Here is a 16,851-nt window from a genome sequence, read left to right on the forward strand (position 1 = left end):
GTAGGACGGTTCACCCGCCGAGCAGGGCCGAAGGACGCACCTTCCACTCGATGCCGGTTGCCCACGGCTTTCGGCGGGCCGTGAGCAGCCGCGCGTGGTTCACCGACCGGATCAGGGCATGGACCCGGATCAGAACACCGGCAGCAGCGGCGGTGGACGCCACCGTCCCTGGATCGCCTCCGCCTTGGGCGCGTACATGCGCAGGGTCAGCGAGAACTGACCGGATTCCGGGATGGGTAACCAGTTCCCGGCGGGCACACCCGGCCCCGGGTCGCTGTACTGCAACGCGATATCGGAGGACCCGTCGGGATTGAGTACCACCGGCGCCGGGTGGCCCACCGCGTAGATCCCGGCCGGATTGGGCACCAGGTAGCTGTCGGCGCCATAGGCGGTCAACGACCAGAAGTCGTCGACGGGCGGCAGTTGGCCGGGCGCGAAATGCAGCCGGAATCGGCCCGCGCCGCCGCCCGCGTCGGTCGACGCGAACAGCGTCGGATAGAAGGCGTTCTCGGCCAGACTGGCGCCGAGCGCGATCTGCGCGATGGCGGCGCGCAGCATGTAGTCGGTGCCGAAGCGCCCGACGAGGGGATCGATGAGCCAACCGTTCTCGTTGACCGTGCGGGCGCCCAGATACACCGGAATCTGCTGTTTGGCGGTGTCGATCGCGGCCGAGAGATCGCCTTCCGACAGACCCTCGACCGCGCCGCCGGGCCGGATACCGATCTCCGCGAAGCGCCGCATGGCGGGGGCGTCCTCGGGAGCGGGCGGGTTGATCGACAACAGCGCGCACATCCGATCGAAGAACACTCCCGCGTCCATCTCCGCGACCCATTCGGGCGGCGGCTGTACACTCGCCTGCCGCGGCGGAGCGGCGGGAGCCGGCGGCTCGCCGCCCGCGATCCACGCACTCAACGGAACCAGCCGCAATTCCTGCTGCAACGAGCGGACAACCGGCAGATCGTTCTCCCCGTCGACCTGGATCCGGACGATCAGCCACACCGTCGGCGTCGGCATCGGCAACGGCGTAAGACCGCCCGGCAACGTGCCCGACCATCCCGGACCGGTCACCACATAGGAATACGGTGCAGTGGCCGATCTCGCCTGCGGCCGCGCCTGGCTCGGATTGTGCACGTTGTTCGTCCAGGCATCCAGCACTTGCACGAGCCAGAACCGGCCACTGTCCATCGCGGGAACGCTCAGCACCATCGGCTCGGCCGTCACATCCAGCCAAGCGGTCGAACGCAGCGAATCCCGGTCCAGTCGCACGACGTCGCGTTGTGCCGGGCTGGGCAACGCCGTCGCGTGCTGGAACCGGTTGGCGGGCGTGGCCCCCTCCGCCGCCTCGCGCGTGACGTCCATCAGGACGAGCGGATACCCGAAGACGTAGGCGTCCTTGGCGATCGTGGCGGCGTCCTCAGGGACGAAGCCCGGGGCGCGGTCTTCGTCGTCACCCCCACACGCCGCCAACCCGGCCGCGACCACCGATGCCGCCGCGATACCGAGCGCCGTGCGCCGCGAGACCCCGGACTCGCCGCCGGTCCTGTCGTCCATGATCCTGCTCCGTCTCCGATCGTGTCGGGCACCGCGAGATCCGCACCGGAGTATAGCCGCCCCGAGCAACGGAAATAGCAGGTCAACGCGGTGATCGCAGGAAAAGGGGGAACCGTATGACGGACGCGAAACATCCGGCGGCACCCTCGGCGGTCGCGACCGGCGCCTCGCGGCGACCCGTTCTCGGCACGCTCGTCGTCACCGACGAGGATGTGCCGGGCGGGATCGCCGCGTCGCGCCCGCGGTCAGAACTCCAGAACGGTGTTCATGATGGTGCCCGCGCTGGTGGCGACCACTCCGCCGAGCATCGCACCCGCGATCATCTTCGGCGACTGCAAGCCGCCGCCGCTCCACTTCTCCCAGGCGAATCTGCCGCCCGCGTAGATGATGCTGACGATGCCGGACGCCAGCGCGAACCAGGTGAGATACCGGACGAACTGTAAGAGCTTGTCCGCCAAGGGCGGCGCCTCCGGGGTCGGATTGCCGATCTGCGCCAACGTCGTGAACGAATCGCCGACCGACGCCAGAATGATGCTCACCGTCTACTCCCTCTACGCTCGAATACAACCCTGCCGCCGACCAGTCGCTATGCGAAAGCCGTTCGACTACCGATGAATTCGGCCACGAACCAGGATACGGGCACAGACCGCGCTGCGGTGTGCGCACTGCGCGCAACGTTCCCGACCAGCCGCGAGACAGGCAGACCCGGCCAGGCTACCGGGAAACGCGAACTTTCCTGCGCTGCACGGACCCGACTGCATCGCGGCGAGCGAACGGATACGATCTTCTCAGCGAATCACCTGCCCCTGTCCCGAATCCAGAATGAGCGAACGACGATGATCCTGGCCGCCGCTTACGACACCTTGGCGCAGATCGGCAATCCCACTCCAGAAGCACCGCCGATCTCCGACAAGTTCCTCCAACTGGTCCGTTACCTGACGTGGTTCGTGCTCCTGTCGGGCATCTGCGGCATCATCTACGCCGGTGGCCGCTTCGCCTGGGAGAAGTGGACCGGCGGCGGGCTCGAATCACCGAAGATGGTGGCGGGAGCCATGATCGGCGGGGTGATCGCCACCAGCGCGGGCACCATCATGAACGCCGTCATCGGCTGATCCGAGGCGCACCGAAACTCCACACCGCCATAGCTTCTCGCTATATCAGGCGGGTAATGTCGAGTGGGCAGGGCAGCTTTGCGCTGTTCGACGCGTTGATGCCGCTGCGCGGTCACCGCGTGGGTCAGCGCAGGATGCCCGCGGTTCGCGCCGCGCGCAGCCAGTCCGGGAACTCGCCGAGCAATCGCGCGTAGAGCTGCGTGTCGTCGACCTGATCGATGTCGTCGAGGGCGAAGAACCCCGCGTTGTCGACCGCCCGGTCCGACAGCTCGTCCAGGGTGCGCAGCAGGCCGTAGTTGGCGCGGCCGAGGCCGACGAACTGCCAGAAGGCGGGCAGCAGCGAAGCTTCGCGCATGAGCGCCGCGATCTCGCGCTTCTTGGCGAAGCCCCCGTCGGTGAAGAACAACACGAGTGTGGGGCGATCGCCTCGGCGCAGCGAGTCGATGATGTCGCGCATGATCGGCAGTTCGTCGTTGCGGCCGCCGAGCCGGTCGTAGTCGATGCCCCCGTGGGTTCCGGTGAGATGCAGGTAGGTCCGCGCCCACTCGTCACCGTGCTCGACGGCGATATCGGGCAACTTGGCGAAGGAGACCGCGTAGAGATACGCCTCCAGCGTGCCGTCGTCGTCGAGCTGGGTGGCCACCGGAATCATCCGCTGCACGACACGATGTACGACCTGGTCGCGGTACTGCCGAGTCATGCTGCCGGTTTTGTCGATGACGAGCACGACGCGGGCGCGGATTCCGAAAGCGTTCTTGTCGATGAGAACTTTCGCGACTTCACGTTTACGCAGGTCCAGCGTCGCGCGCTTGTCGAAGGAAAGCCGGGCCTCGCCGGGAACGGTGAAGACGTCGGTCGGCGGCGTGGTCCAGGTGGTCGCGGGCGCGGTAGAGCTCGAGGATGCGGTGCCTCCTTGGGCTGGTTCGTCGTCCACGCTCACGCCGTGATCGGTGACGAGCGCGGCGAACCCGCCCGCATAACCTTGTCCGACCGCGCGCACCTTCCACGAGTCCTGGCGGCGGTACAGCTCCAGCGCGATCACCACGGATTCACTGCCCAAACCCTCGATGCGGTACTCGTACAGCACGGTCCCCGCCGCGTCGGCGACCGTGGCGATCGGCGGCGGGAACCCGCCGAAGGACTCCGCCGGATCGTCGAGGGTGAGCACCGCACGCAGCTGCGCGACGTCCGGGGGCAGTTCGCCGAGCGAAACCGACAGCGCGGCAGGCGTTCCGCGCCCCAGCGACACGCCCGGCGCGCTCGGTTGATTGAAGAACACGAAGTCCGCGTCCGATCGCACGCGCCCCGCTTCGGTCACCAGCAGCGCCGATACGTCGACCGCGGCCTCGGTCCGCACCGACACCAGCACGCGGGCCACGTCCAATGCCCCGTTCTGACCTTTGACCAATGCCGCGCCCACCGAGACTCCCAGCCGTCATCACTCCGAAATCGCCACCGGAATCAGGGTAGGTGCACGCTGGGGAGAATGCGGACCTTCGCGCCGCATCGAGACCGCCTCGCCCTCCGACGAACTCGCGGTCATCCCGTGCGCGACGATTCCGCGGCGCCGGTGATATTGCGCGCCATCCCACCGAAGATGACCGCGTGGAACGGCGCGATGGACTTCCAGTACAGATGCCCGGCCAGCCCGCGCGGTTCGAACAGGGCACGCTGGCGGTAGGTGGCGCCCGGACCGTCCGGCTCGACCGAGAGCTCCAGCCAGGCCCGGCCCGGCACCCGCATCTCGGCGCGCAGCCGCAGCAACCGAGGTCGCTCGAGCCGCTCCACCCGCCACCAATCCAGCGCCTCGCCCTCGTGCAGCCGGTGTGGATCGCGACGGCCGCGCCCGAGACCGACGCCGCCCGCGAGCCGGTCCATCCAGCCGCGCAGCGACCAGGCCAGCGGGAAGGAATACCAGCCGTGTTCGCCCCCGATCGCCTCGATCACCCGCCACAGCGTCGCCGGGTCGGCGTCGGTGTGCCGTTCGCGCACATCCCGGTACAGCGAGCCACCCGACCATTCGGGGTCGGTGGGCAGCGGATCCGAGGGCTCGCCCGGCGGATGGGCATCCGACCACCTGGTCGGCACATCCAGGTCGCGAATCTTCTCCAACGCCAAGGTCACCGCCCGCCGGTAACCGGTCGGTCCGCCCGGCGGGTCCGCGATGAGTTCGGCGATCGCGTGGTCGCGGCAGACCACGTCGTTGATCAGCGACTCCATCAGCGGCACGGCGATGGCGCGTGGCACCGGGGTCACCAGATTCACCCACTGCGCCGACAACCACGGCGTCAGTACCGGCACCGGCACGATCAGCCGTCGTGGCAGCTGCGCCACTTCGGCGTAGTCGCGCATCATCCGCGCATAGGTCAGCACGTCGGGACCGCCGATGTCGAACGCGCCGCCGGCGCCTTCGGGCAGCGTCGCCGCCTGGGTCAGGTAATAGAGCACGTCACGCACCGCGATCGGCTGAATCCTGTTGCGTACCCAACGCGGTGTGACCATCATCGGCAAACGCTCGGTCAGGTAGCGCAGCATCTCGAAACTGGCCGAGCCGGAACCGATGATCACCGCGGCGCGCAGCACCAAGGCGGGCACCGAGCCCGCCAGCAGGATCTCGCCGACCTCGGATCGGGAGGCCAAGTGGCGCGACAGCCGCTGCTCGTCCGGGACGATGCCGCCCAGGTAGACGATCCTGGTCAGCCCCGCGTGCGCCGCCTCGGCCGCGACCAGCGTGGCGGCCTCCCGGTCCACCGTGTCGAAGTCGGCGCGCGTCAGCGAATGGACCAGGTAGTACAGCACGTCCTGTCCGGAAAGCGCGGCGCGCACATCGGCGGCGGACGTCACGTCACCGGCCAGCACCTCGATGCGATCGCGCCAGGGAGCATCGGCGAGCTTGCCCGGTGTGCGCGCCAGCACCCGAACCGTATGACCGGCGCGCAGCAGCTCCGGCACCAGCCGTCCGCCGATGTAGCCTGTCGCACCGAACACCACACACCGCACGACAACCACCCTTCCCGTGACCTGTTCAGGTGATGACCAGGGGCTGCCGGGTCAAACCGCGTCGCGCTTCCGCGCCGCACGCGTGCCCCACGGGGCCGCAACCGGTATGGAGGGCGGGCTCGAGCCCTGCTCGATCCGGTGACCTCGTGCCAGACTGGGCCGGTGAGCGAACGTAGCAAAAGCCACGGACCAGACAAGCCCACCTTGCGGGATCGCGGTGACGTCATCGGGGTGGGCCTGCTGTGGCTGGCCAAGTGGGCGCTGTGCATCGTCGCCATCGCGGCGGGCGCGTGGGTGCTGGGATTCCTGGTGGCCCGGCTGTGGGTGGTGATCTTGCCGGTGGCGCTGGCGATCGTGGTCGCCACAGTGCTGTGGCCGCCGGTCCGCTGGCTCACCGCACACGGTTTGCCGCCCGCCGCGGCCGCCTCGATCGGGGTGATCGGTTTGATCGGTGTGCTGGCCGGCGTCATCGCGCTGATCGTGCCGTCGGTCGTGGACCAGGCGCCGGAGCTGGCCGACAAGTCGAGCGCGGGCGTCGAGCAGGTGCGCGACTGGTTACAAGGTCCGCCGCTGAGAATCCGTGACGAACAACTGGATTCGGCTGTGGACGCGATCGTCTCCCGGCTGCAGTCGAGTTCTGAGCAGATCGCCAGCGGCGTGTTCAGTGGTGTGTCCACCGCGACGTCGGTGCTGATCACCCTGTTCCTGGTGCTCGTGCTGACCTTCTTCTTCGTCAAGGACGGACCGCGCTTCCTGCCCTGGGTGCACAGCGTTTCCGGAAGCCGCAGCGGCAAGCACCTGGAGGAGGTGCTCAGTCGGGTCTGGGCCGTGCTCGGCGGATTCATCCGCACCCAGGCGCTGGTCAGCCTGATCGATGCGGTGCTCATCGGCGCGGGCCTGGTCATCCTCGGGGTGCCGCTGGCGCTGGTCCTCGCGGTGGTCACCTTCCTCGGCGGATTCGTCCCCATGGTCGGCGCGTTCGTCGCGGGTGCGCTCGCGGTGCTGGTGGCGTTGGTGGGCAACGGCTTCGTGACCGCGCTGATCGTGCTCGGCATCGTCATCGCCGTGCAACAGCTGGAGGGCAATGTGCTGCAACCGGTTTTGCAGAGCCGCACTATGCAGTTGCACGCGGTCATCGTGCTGCTGGCGGTCACCGCGGGCGGCTCGCTGTACGGGATCGTCGGCGCGTTCCTGGCCGTTCCCGTCGTCGCGATGGCCGCGGTCGTCCTGCGCTACGTCGGCGAGCAGATCGACGCGGCCACCGTGACGCCGCCGGAACCGAAGACCGAGGCCGAGCCCGCGGAGTGACGGCGGTGCACGAGAGCCGCGCGCCATCGTTGCACTCAGTCCGAATGTAACTATCGCCGTCGCCCGCCGCGGTTCCTAGCGTCAGTGGACATGACAACTGATGTGAGCACCCCGCTCAACGACATCGCCGACGCGACGGCCAGGGCCGTCGCGGATGACCCGGCGAACGCTCTGGTGGTGTTCCGTGCCTCCGGGGTCCCGGAGGGTACGGTGGGCAGCGCGATCACTCTCGGCAAGCACACCGTTCGCGTGGACGAGCCGCCCGCGCTCGGCGGCGCGGACACCGCGCCCAACCCGGTCGAGGTGTACCTGGCGTCTCTCATCGCGTGTCAAGTGGTGACCTACCGGTTCTGGGCCCAGCGCCTCGGCATCACGATCGATGAACTCGCCGTCAGCGCCGAAGGCGATCTCGACGTGCGCGGGTTCTTCGGCTTGGACGAGGCCGTCCGCGCCGGGTTCCAAGCGGTGCGGGTGACCGTGCGCATCAGCGGCCCCGACACCGAGCAGCGTTATGCCGAACTCCAGCAGACCGTCGACGCGCACTGCCCGGTGCTCGATCTCACCACCGGACGCACCGCGGTCGACACCACCCTGATCACCGATTAGCCGCCGTACCGACCCGATCGATTCCCGAACAACAGGAGGACCTCCCGATGACCGAACCCGACCTGTCCCAGAACTGGAGCTTCGAGACCAAGCAGATCCACGTCGGACAGATTCCGGACGGCACGACCAACGCCCGCGCGCTCCCGATCTACCAGACCACCTCCTACACCTTCCGCGACACCGCGCACGCGGCCGCGCTGTTCGGTCTGGCGGAGCCGGGCAACATCTACACCCGGATCATGAACCCCACCCAGGACGCGGTGGAGCAGCGCGTCGCGGCACTCGAAGGCGGCGTCGCCGCCCTGCTGCTGGCCTCCGGGCAGGCCGCGGAGACCTTCGCGATCCTCAACATCGCCGGAGCGGGCGACCACATCGTCTCCAGCCCCCGGCTCTACGGTGGCACCTACAACCTCTTCCACTACTCGCTGCCCAAACTCGGCATCGAGGTCTCCTTCGTGGATGACCCCGACGACCTCGAGCAGTGGCGGGCCGCCATCCGTCCGAACACCAAGGCGCTCTACGGCGAGACGATCTCCAACCCGCAGAACCACATCCTCGACATCCCCGGTATCGCGCAGGTCGCCCACGACAGCGGCGTGCCGCTGATCGTGGACAACACCGTCGCCACGCCGTACCTGATCCAGCCGCTGGCTCACGGCGCCGACATCGTCGTACACTCGGCCACCAAGTACCTCGGCGGACACGGCGCGGCCATCGCGGGCGTGATCGTCGACGGCGGCAAGTTCGACTGGACCGGTGGCCGGTTCCCCGGCTTCACCGAACCCGACCCGAGCTACCACGGTGTGGTGTACGCCGATCTCGGCGCGCCCGCCTACGCGCTCAAGGCGCGCGTGCAACTGCTGCGCGACCTCGGCTCGGCGGTCTCGCCGTTCAACGCGTTCCTGATCAGCCAGGGCCTGGAGACGCTGAGCCTGCGGATCGAGCGGCATGTGCAGAACGCGCAGGCGGTGGCCGAATTCCTCGACACCCGTTCCGAAGTCACCTCGGTGTCCTACGCGGGCCTGCCGTCGTCGCCGTGGTACGAGCGGGGCCGCAGCCTCGCGCCCAAGGGCGCGGGCGCGGTGATCGGCTTCGAGCTGGCCGGCGGCGTCGACGCGGGCAAGCGGTTCGTCGAGGCGCTGCGACTGCACAGCCACGTCGCCAATATCGGCGACGTGCGCTCGCTGGTGATCCACCCGGCTTCCACCACCCACTCGCAGCTGACGCCGGAAGAGCAGCTGGCCGCGGGCGTGACGCCCGGCCTGGTCCGGCTCGCGGTCGGCATCGAGGGTATCGATGACATCCTCGCCGACCTGCGCGCGGGATTCGACGCCGTGAATTCTTGAGGTTCGGTGCCCCGGGCGATCGACCCGGGGCATTCAGCTCTGACACCATGGGGCGCCGAGCGCCGACAGCGGGGCTGAAACCCGTTTCACGCGTCTTTTTCGAGATTTACGTCGACAAAACAAATAACAAAGCGGGTACACCACGGCGGCCCCGCTTTCGCATCGCCCTCTGACGATTCCACCGCCCGCGCGTATGGGCTGTGGAAACCGAAACGAGATCAAATCTTCGCGCATCCGTAAGACGTTCGGAACCGAATCAGAAAGGTAGGTATATGTCTTCTTCAGAATGAGGTGGATGAGTTCATGGACGTAGAGACACCCGAAACTCCGGCACACCCGTTCTTTCGCCGCGCCGCCACCCTGGTCGTGGCGAGCGCCATCCCGCTGTCGGTGATGGGGGCCGCGACCGCCACCGCCGAGCCGCTGGTGCCGGAGATCTCCATCCGGATTCCGTTCGCCCCGGTGCCCGCCGTCGGCGTCCTCGCCCCGGCGGCCGATCCCGTGGATCCCGCAGCGGTTCCGCCGGAGGCCGCGCCTCCCATGCCCCCGGTGTCCGCGGGCCGCAATGACCTGAGCACCACTCGTCCGATGCCGGACCCGAACGTGCTCGCGCCCATCCTCCCGCACCGGCTGCACCTGCCCAACCCGGCCGCACCGGCTCCCGCGGTCGCGCCGATCGAGGCGCCTCCCGGGACGCTGCGCGTGGGATCGGTGGTGATCGGCCGGCCGGACTTCCTGACTCCTGAGCAGGGCAAGATCTTCAACGACGCGATCGCGGGGCCGGAAGCGAGCATCGCCCAGACCTTGGATTCGGCCGGGTTCGAGCCGTCGCGCTCCGACCGCATCGCCGCCGACATCCTCGGTTCCACCGCCGTCGGCGCCTCGGTGGGCAGCATGGTGGCCGCGCCGGTCGCCTCCATCGGAGCCGTCATCGGCGCCATCTGCGGCGCCATCGCAGGCATCCCGATGTTCCCGACCGGGACGGTGGCCGTCATGGCCTTCGGCGCCGCGATCGGCTACGGGTTCGTCGCGTCCCCGGCCATCGCTCTGGGCGCGGCCCTCGGCGCGGGCGCCGGAGTCGCCCAGGGACTTTTCACCCCGCCCACGGTTCCGGCCTCGTAATCCGTCTCTCCGGCTCCGGACAGGAGCAGGGCGCCGACCTGGTCGGACACCTCCCGAGAAGACCCGGTTCGCGCCGGGTCTTCTGCTGTGCGGCAGGGAACCGATGTTTGGCCGCGCTGGATAGGGCTATGGCGAAGAAGACCGGCTGAAGATGGCCGGCCGGTCTCTTCACAAAGGAGGTTGTGACATGGGCACAGTCGACAAAGCGAAGAACAAGGCCGAGAAAGTCGCAGGCCAGGCCAAGGAGAAGCTCGGCGAGGCGACGGGCGACCGTGGGAAGCGGGACGAAGGCCGCACCGACAAGACCAAGTCGGATCTGAAGGACGCCGGGGAAAAGGTCAAGGACGCCTTCCGGCGCTGACCTCGCACTCTCTCTCGCCTGAACAGAGCGGATGGCCGCCCGACGCGGTCATCCGCTCTCCTGTCCGCCGACCGGCCGCTCCTCCTCGACGAGGCGCAGTTCGCTCGGCCACCAAATCTTGCGCCCGATCAGGCTGAACAGCGCCGGAATCACCACCGTGCGCACGACGAACGTGTCGAGCAGGATACCGAGGCCGACCACGATGCCGACCTGGGTGAGGGTGATCAGCGGCAGCACGCCGAGCACACAGAACACCGCGGCCAGCACGATGCCCGCGCTGGTGATCACCGCGCCGGTCACCGCCACCGCCCGCACCATGCCGCGTGTGGTGCCGTGTCGCGGTGTCTCCTCCCGTGCCCGGGTGACGAGGAAGATCGTGTAGTCGACGCCGAGCGCGACCAGGAACAGGAACGCGAACAGCGGCACACTGATGTCCAGCGCCGGGAATCCGAACACGTGCTCGCTCATCCAGCTGCCCAGGCCGAGCGCGGCCAGCGCGCTCAACACCGTGACCGCGACCAGCAGCACCGCCGCGGGCACCGCGCGCAGCAGCACCAGCAGCACCACGAGCACGACGACGAGGATGAGCGGGATGATCACCTCACGGTCCCGGCTCGCGGCGTCCTGCACGTCCAGCGCTTGCGCATCGGTGCCGCCGACCAGCGCGTCGGCTCCGGGAGCCCGCGCGAGCGACGCGCGTAGCGCCTCGATCGTGTCGAAGGCACGTGCGGACGACGGTGGCGCGTCGATCACCACGGACCACCGCGTCAGCCCGGTCGGGGAAGTACCCGACTGCCACGTCAGCACCACGCCCTCGGTGCGGCGGAACGCCTCCTCCACCGCGGGCGACGCCTCGCTGCGCGCGAGCACGATCGCGGGATCGGAAGAACCGGACGGGAAGTGCTGCGCGAGGGCGTCGAATCCCTCCACCGACTCCGCGCGGACCCGGAATTGTTCGGTCTGCGAGAGCCCCACCTGCGCCGTCAGCAACCCGGTCGCGCAGACCGCGAGCACCGCGATCGCACTCCCGGCGACCAGCGCGGGCCTGCGCACCACGCGCGCGGCGATGGCGTGCCAGATTCCCTCGTCGGCCGTGTCCCGGTCGTCGGCCCGCGGCACGAAGGGCCAGAACACGTTGCGCCCGCACAGCGCGAGCGCGGCAGGCAGCGCGAGCAGGACGAACACCACGGCCACCAGCAACCCGAGCGCGGCCATCACACCCAGACTGCGGGTACTGGGCACCGAAGCCAGCAGCAGCACGAGCAGTGCGGCGACCACCGTCACGTTGCTCGCCAGGATCGCGGGCCCGGCGCGCCGCACCGCCTGCCGCAACGCCGCGCGATGGTCGGACTCCCGGTGCAGTTCGTCGCGATAGCGCGACACCAGCAACAGCGCGTAGTTGGTGCCCGCACCGAACACCAGCACGCTGGTGACGCCGGACGTCGAGCCGTCGAAGGTCAGCGGCGTCAAACGGGCCAGGGCGGTTCCGGCACTGGTGGCCACCCGGTCGGCCACGCCGACCACCGTCAGCGGCACCAGCCACAGCACCGGGGAGCGATACGTCGCGATCAGCAACACCGCGACGACCACCGCGGTCACCGCCAGCAGGGTGACGTTGGCTCCGGAGAACGAGTCCGCGATGTCGGCTCCGAACGCCGGACCACCCGTCACCTGCAGGATCAACCCGGCGGGCAAGCCGTCCCGCGCCGCCGCACGGATCTCCCCGACGCGGTCGGTCAGCGCGAATCCGTTGAGGTCGGCGCTCACGGGCACCTGTCCGATCGCCGCCTTCCGATCCGGCGCGGCGAGCAGCTCGCCCGGGCCGGGCGCGCGTCCCGACGCGCGGGTCACCGCCGCTGCGGTGGCGTCGCGGTCGTCTTCGGTCAGCTCGGCGCCGTCGGCACGGGTGACCACGATGATCGCGGCGGTCGTCCCCGCGTCCGGGAACTCTTCCAGCGCCTGCTCGACCCGGGCGGACTCCGCCGTCGACGGCAGCGCAGTGGGAGCCTGCCCGGCGGCCTCGTTCTCCCCGACCGCACCGATCAGGCCTATCGAGGCCGCGGCGAGCACGAGAAGCAGTACCCACGATGTCCGGGCGGTCACCACCGACGCATAGCGATCCCAAGCGCTCACGCGGCCAACTCTCTCAGAAACTGAAATATTAAGCAATCGAGACACCGGCTGAACTACGCTGACCCCCGTGTGGAAAGGGATGCGCCGTTGACCGGAGAGCCAAACACGGGCGGGACGGACCGTGACGAACTGGAAACCGACATCGCCGCCGACATCCGCGCCCTCAGCGCGATCTCCGAACAGATCGGGCAGGTTTTCGCACGGTCCAACCAGCTGCGGACCAATGACTTTCGCGCGCTGATGCACGTCGCGACCGCCGAACTCGAGGGCGCGCCGCTGACCGCGGGCGGCTTGGGCAAGTTGATGGGAATCTCCTCATCCGCGGTGACCTATCTGGTCGAGCGCATGATCGACTCCGGTCACCTGCGCCGCGCCGCCGACCCGACCGATCGCAGGCGGGTCATCCTGCACTACGACGAGCACGGCATGGACGTGGCCCGCGGCTTCTTCACACCGCTCGGACGGCAGACCCGCGCCGCGATGGCCGAACTGCCCGACGCCGACCTACGCGCGGCGCACCGCGTGCTGGTCGCCGTCGTCCGGGCGATGCGCGAATATCACGACGACCTGACCGGCGAGTGAAAGCAGCACCGGCAGGTCCGAGTTCGGTGTGTCAGTCCCGGAGAGCCTGTTCGCGCAGCGACTTCAAGGTCTTCGACAGAATGCGTGAGACCTGCATCTGCGAACAGCCGATCCGCTGGGCGATCTGCTCCTGGGACATCGAATCGAAGAAGCGCATCACCAGAACCTGCTTCTCCCGCTCGGGCAACGCCGCCAGCAGCGGCTTCACCGCCAAGTAGTTCTCCACGGTGCCGAAGTCCGGATCCTCGGCGCCGAGCGAGTCCAGCAGGGAGGGACCGCCGGACTCCGCGTCGTCGGTGTCGGAGGCGGCGTCGATCGAGGAGGTCTGATAGGCGTTGCGCGCGATGAGCGCCTGGGTGACCTCGTTCAGGTCCGCGCCCAGTTCCTCGGCGATCTCCCTGGCCCGGGGCATCCGGCCCAGCCGCTGCGACAGGACCTCCACCGTGGGACCGATGGTGGACTGGATCTCCTTGAGCCGCCGCGGGACCCGCACCGACCAGGCGTAGTCGCGGAAATGCCTGCGTACTTCGCCCATGATCGTCGGCACCGCGAACGACAGGAACGTCGCGCCGTGTCCGGGATCGAAGCGGTCGACGGCGGCGAGCATGCCCACCCGCGCGATCTGCAGTAGGTCCTCGAAACTCTCGCCGCGCCCGCTGAACTTGCGCGCGATGTGCTCGGCCAGGGGCAGGCAGCGCTCGATCACCTCGGCGCGCAGGGCTTCCCGGCGCGGGTCGTCCGGCGCCAGTGCGGCCAATTCGGCGAAGAGTGGCTCGATATTGTCGTAGCTGTCGCCCCGCGATTTGCGTTTGGGAGTGAACTGATTCGAATCGCTACCCATTATTCGAGCCGCCGCGCACCCAACGGAAGTCGACGACAGTCGGGTAGCCGCCCGCGGCGGGATCGTGTTCGCCTCGCCACGACGAGACCGAGTCCGTCAACGTCGCCACGATGTGCCAGCCGAAGCCGGACTCGTCCGGACTCGCGTCCGACACCGTGACGGTGGAGACACGCACGTCCACCGCGTCGTCCTCGAAGCCGAACGCACACTCGAGCTCCGCGCCGTCCACCGCGTCCAGCACCAGCGCGCTGGCCACCTCGTCGAGCGCCAGCCGGATGTCGGTCACCTCATCGATACCGAAATCGGCCATGAGTGTGACGGTCTCGGCCAAGGCACGCAGCATCGCCAGCTGCTCGGACACCGCGGGCACCCGCACGCTGATCGTGCCGGTCCGCGTCGTAGCGGGAGGAGTCCCCTCACCCTTGCTCATGCACCGCTCCCAGAAGTCGCGCCGTCCGTCGGAGCGCTCAGCCTACGCCCTCTCGTCGACTCGCCTTCGAACGGCCACGGCACAGTGCGCGCGTCTCGGCCCGCAGCGGGGGTCGTGCAGCGACTCCGGCGTGAGCGCGCTCACGAAACACAACGGGCGCACGCCCAGGATCATCAGCGCATTCCTCGGGCCGCCTCTTCGGCGTCCAGGCCCGGACGCGGCGGTATGGCCGGTCCTCGATCGGCGCCTCCGGATCACCGAGTCGCCGATGATGCCGGAGATGTCCGTGTCGAGGGGAGGCGACGACGGCCGTCCCCGACCGCGCCCGCCAGATCGGCATAGGCGATCTCCCATTCCGCCAGCCGGGTCCACGCGGCGTGCACGCGCTCGCCGGCCGGGTCGTCGTGCATCAGCAGGTGGAACGCCTGCTCGGCTACCGCGGCCATCCGGTCGATCATCTCGCCCAAGCTCGAATCGTGCAGGCGCGCACCCGGCGCAGCGCACGGGAGGTGCAGCGTCGCCCACGTGTTGATCCGGTCCACCAACTCCGCACGGCGCTCCTCGATCTCGACTCGGCGTCCCACCTCCCGGCGACGTCCGTGCAGTTCGGTCAGCTCGCGCGCCCACCGGCTCACCGGGCCCTCCACGTGGTGGCCGCCGAGGGCGCACAGCAGAGTGCTCGGACTCGGCAACGCCGAGCCCTTCCGGATCGGCCACGGCCGTGCCGGCGCCACAGCACGTGCTGGATTCACAGTGGCGCAGTGAGTTCGAGGTGGATGCCGTCGGGATCGGAGAACGACAGGATCGCGATCCCGAAATCAGCCATTTCGGTGATCTCGCCGTGTTCGATGCCCGCTTCCGACAGGCGCGCGGCCGCAGCCACCAGATCGGCCCGCGCCGGGACGGAGAAGCTGAGATGGTCCAAACCCACCCGTTCGGAATCGAATCGATCCGTCGCGGCCGCCACCGGGCGCAGGCCGAGCAACATGCCGTTGGCCTGGAACACCACCCCGCCGAAAAGCCGCATCGGATCGGCGCGCACCGCCGGATCGTCCGGGCTGCCAGGCGATTCGGCGGCGACCGGGAACCCGAGCACGTCCCGATAGAAGGCGCGGGACCGGGCGATGTCCGTCACGGTCAACCGGATGTGGTGGGTCCCGGTCGTTTCGATCATGGTCACGCGAACTCCTCAAGTGACGAGGTACGGCAGGCTGTATCGACTCCGAGGGACCGCGCTTGCGGGACGGGGAGCCGTCTGGCGATGACAGTAGGTCAGAATTCCACCGGAACCGAGTGTCGTGAACGACATCTTCGGTACTGTTTCCGACATGGACGTCGCGGTCTTCGTGGTGGACGGTGTGGCCGATTTCGGATACGCCGCCTTGCTGGAGACCTTCAACACCGCCAACGCCGTGCGGACCGAACTTCCCGACCCGCCGCAGCCGTGGCGGGTGCGCAGCGTGTCGTTCGGCGCCAGCGTGCGGTCGGGCAACGGCAACACCGTGCCGACGATCCCCCTCGACGAGTTCGGCGACGCATTCGAGCTGATGATCGTGCCCGCGGTGAACGTCCTGGAGGCCACCGCGCTGATCGACCTCATCTCCGCACCGGCCAGCCGCCCGGTGCTCGACCGGCTGATCGCGGCGCGCGAGCGGGGGGCTCATCTCGCCGGCGCCTGTACCGGAACGTTCTTCCTGGCAGAAGCGGGCGTACTGGACGGCTCACCCGCCACAACGAGCTGGTGGCTCGGCCCAAGCTTCCGGCGCCGCTATCCGCGGGTAGAGCTCGACGAGGGCCGCACGCTGTGCCGCGGCCACGGCGTCACCACCGCGGGCGCGGCGCTGTCGCACATGGACCTGGCCCTGTCGCTGATCGCCACCAAGAGCCCGGCGCTGGCCGAGCGCGCGATGCGCTACCTCGCGGTCGGCGCGGGACGACCGCAGCGGGAGTTCATCGTTCCCGAGGTAATCGCACGCGGTGATTCGGTCACCGCCGCCTTCGAACGCTGGGTGCGCGAGCACCTGGGCGACAATTTCCGGATCGCTCAGGCCGCCCGCGCGATCGGTGTCACCGAACGCAGCCTGCAGCGGGCAACGCATGCCGAACTCGGCATGTCCCCCACCGAATTCGTGCACGACATCCGCCTGGAACGCGCCGTGCATCTGCTGCGCACCACGTCGCTCACGGTGGACGCGGTGGCGGCCAAGGTGGGCTACCTCAATGCCGGAACGCTTCGCGGCCTGTTCCGCCGCCGACGGGGCATGTCGATCTCCGAGATCCGCGTGGCGCGCGTTTCCTATTGAGGTCCAGCGCCGGGCCTAGTACTCCAGCTGCACTTCGTGACGTAATCGGTGTCGTCGCTGGTAGTGGGCTTTCTTCGCCCGATATTGGTGGCGTCGGCGCCAGGTCGACCATCGCTGGATGGCTTCGAGGGCTGGGCGGTGAGTGATCACGTGTGC

General features: G+C 68.8%; 17 protein-coding genes. 8 read left to right on the forward strand and 9 right to left on the reverse strand.

Translation table 11 applies throughout. From position 1 onward, the window contains the following. Positions 1 to 129: 129 nt before the first annotated feature. Together GVY39_RS31760 and GVY39_RS31765 are read right to left on the reverse strand one after the other, a co-directional pair. Positions 130 to 1,551 (reverse strand): DUF1254 domain-containing protein, encoded by a 1,422-nt coding sequence (locus tag GVY39_RS31760; protein WP_159930645.1) that lies wholly within the window; start codon positions 1,549 to 1,551, stop codon positions 130 to 132. 245 nt (positions 1,552 to 1,796) lie between these two features. After that, a complete protein-coding gene (locus tag GVY39_RS31765) occupies positions 1,797 to 2,090 on the reverse strand; it encodes a hypothetical protein (RefSeq protein WP_040865713.1) in 294 nt (97 codons plus the stop codon). Between the two features lie 297 nt (positions 2,091 to 2,387). On the opposite strand from GVY39_RS31765, the gene GVY39_RS31770 reads away from it, so the two are divergent. Next, positions 2,388 to 2,663, forward strand: a complete 276-nt coding sequence (locus tag GVY39_RS31770) for a hypothetical protein (RefSeq protein ID WP_039796837.1) — start codon at positions 2,388 to 2,390, stop codon at positions 2,661 to 2,663. A gap of 124 nt (positions 2,664 to 2,787) precedes the next feature. Here GVY39_RS31770 and GVY39_RS31775 read toward each other — a convergent pair whose 3' ends face one another. Both GVY39_RS31775 and GVY39_RS31780 read right to left on the reverse strand, forming a co-directional pair. Next, positions 2,788 to 4,083, reverse strand: a complete 1,296-nt coding sequence (locus GVY39_RS31775) for a VWA domain-containing protein (RefSeq protein WP_159930646.1) — start codon at positions 4,081 to 4,083, stop codon at positions 2,788 to 2,790. A gap of 119 nt (positions 4,084 to 4,202) precedes the next feature. After that, a complete protein-coding gene (locus GVY39_RS31780; protein WP_201295421.1) occupies positions 4,203 to 5,651 on the reverse strand; it encodes an SDR family oxidoreductase in 1,449 nt (482 codons plus the stop codon). A 174-nt stretch (positions 5,652 to 5,825) separates the two neighbouring features. Between GVY39_RS31780 and GVY39_RS31785 the strand changes: the two genes are divergently transcribed. From GVY39_RS31785 to GVY39_RS31805, 5 genes are all read left to right on the forward strand, one after another. After that, the gene (locus tag GVY39_RS31785) at positions 5,826 to 6,971 is read left to right on the forward strand and encodes an AI-2E family transporter (RefSeq protein WP_159930648.1); all 1,146 of its coding nucleotides are present in this window, start codon (positions 5,826 to 5,828) and stop codon (positions 6,969 to 6,971) included. 90 nt (positions 6,972 to 7,061) lie between these two features. Continuing rightward, complete coding sequence (locus tag GVY39_RS31790; protein WP_159930649.1) at positions 7,062 to 7,577, forward strand: OsmC family protein; 516 nt, start codon at positions 7,062 to 7,064, stop codon at positions 7,575 to 7,577. Positions 7,578 to 7,624: 47 nt separating this feature from the next. Continuing rightward, positions 7,625 to 8,923, forward strand: a complete 1,299-nt coding sequence (locus GVY39_RS31795) for a bifunctional o-acetylhomoserine/o-acetylserine sulfhydrylase (RefSeq protein WP_159930650.1) — start codon at positions 7,625 to 7,627, stop codon at positions 8,921 to 8,923. Between the two features lie 303 nt (positions 8,924 to 9,226). Next, on the forward strand, positions 9,227 to 10,045 hold the full coding sequence (locus GVY39_RS31800; protein ID WP_159930651.1) for a hypothetical protein: 819 nt from the start codon (positions 9,227 to 9,229) through the stop codon (positions 10,043 to 10,045). Positions 10,046 to 10,232: 187 nt separating this feature from the next. Further along, positions 10,233 to 10,406 (forward strand): CsbD family protein, encoded by a 174-nt coding sequence (locus GVY39_RS31805; protein ID WP_159930652.1) that lies wholly within the window; start codon positions 10,233 to 10,235, stop codon positions 10,404 to 10,406. 48 nt (positions 10,407 to 10,454) lie between these two features. On the opposite strand, the gene GVY39_RS31810 is transcribed toward GVY39_RS31805, so the two are convergent. After that, positions 10,455 to 12,539: an MMPL family transporter gene (locus GVY39_RS31810; protein WP_236565780.1), complete on the reverse strand. Its 2,085-nt coding sequence runs from the start codon at positions 12,537 to 12,539 to the stop codon at positions 10,455 to 10,457. Between the two features lie 87 nt (positions 12,540 to 12,626). Between GVY39_RS31810 and GVY39_RS31815 the strand changes: the two genes are divergently transcribed. After that, complete coding sequence (locus tag GVY39_RS31815; RefSeq protein ID WP_236565781.1) at positions 12,627 to 13,121, forward strand: MarR family winged helix-turn-helix transcriptional regulator; 495 nt, start codon at positions 12,627 to 12,629, stop codon at positions 13,119 to 13,121. 31 nt (positions 13,122 to 13,152) lie between these two features. On the opposite strand, the gene GVY39_RS31820 is transcribed toward GVY39_RS31815, so the two are convergent. From GVY39_RS31820 to GVY39_RS31835, 4 genes are all read right to left on the reverse strand, one after another. Further along, on the reverse strand, positions 13,153 to 13,962 hold the full coding sequence (locus GVY39_RS31820) for an RNA polymerase sigma factor SigF (protein WP_159930654.1): 810 nt from the start codon (positions 13,960 to 13,962) through the stop codon (positions 13,153 to 13,155). Then, positions 13,955 to 14,392, reverse strand: coding sequence for an anti-sigma factor (locus GVY39_RS31825; protein ID WP_159930655.1), 438 nt, complete (start codon positions 14,390 to 14,392; stop codon positions 13,955 to 13,957). Before GVY39_RS31825 ends, GVY39_RS31820 begins: the two co-directional genes overlap by 8 nt. Before the next feature lie 254 nt (positions 14,393 to 14,646). After that, positions 14,647 to 15,084, reverse strand: coding sequence for a hypothetical protein (locus tag GVY39_RS31830; protein ID WP_159930656.1), 438 nt, complete (start codon positions 15,082 to 15,084; stop codon positions 14,647 to 14,649). 56 nt (positions 15,085 to 15,140) lie between these two features. Continuing rightward, the gene (locus GVY39_RS31835) at positions 15,141 to 15,566 is read right to left on the reverse strand and encodes a VOC family protein (RefSeq protein WP_159930663.1); all 426 of its coding nucleotides are present in this window, start codon (positions 15,564 to 15,566) and stop codon (positions 15,141 to 15,143) included. 154 nt (positions 15,567 to 15,720) lie between these two features. Between GVY39_RS31835 and GVY39_RS31840 the strand changes: the two genes are divergently transcribed. Further along, positions 15,721 to 16,695 carry a GlxA family transcriptional regulator gene (locus tag GVY39_RS31840; protein ID WP_159930657.1) on the forward strand — a complete coding sequence of 325 codons (975 nt, stop codon included), beginning with the start codon at positions 15,721 to 15,723 and terminating at the stop codon, positions 16,693 to 16,695. The last annotated feature ends 156 nt before the right edge of the window (positions 16,696 to 16,851 follow it).

The organism is Nocardia sp. CY15, assembly GCF_009829295.1.
GTDB lineage: Bacteria > Actinomycetota > Actinomycetes > Mycobacteriales > Mycobacteriaceae > Nocardia > Nocardia sputi.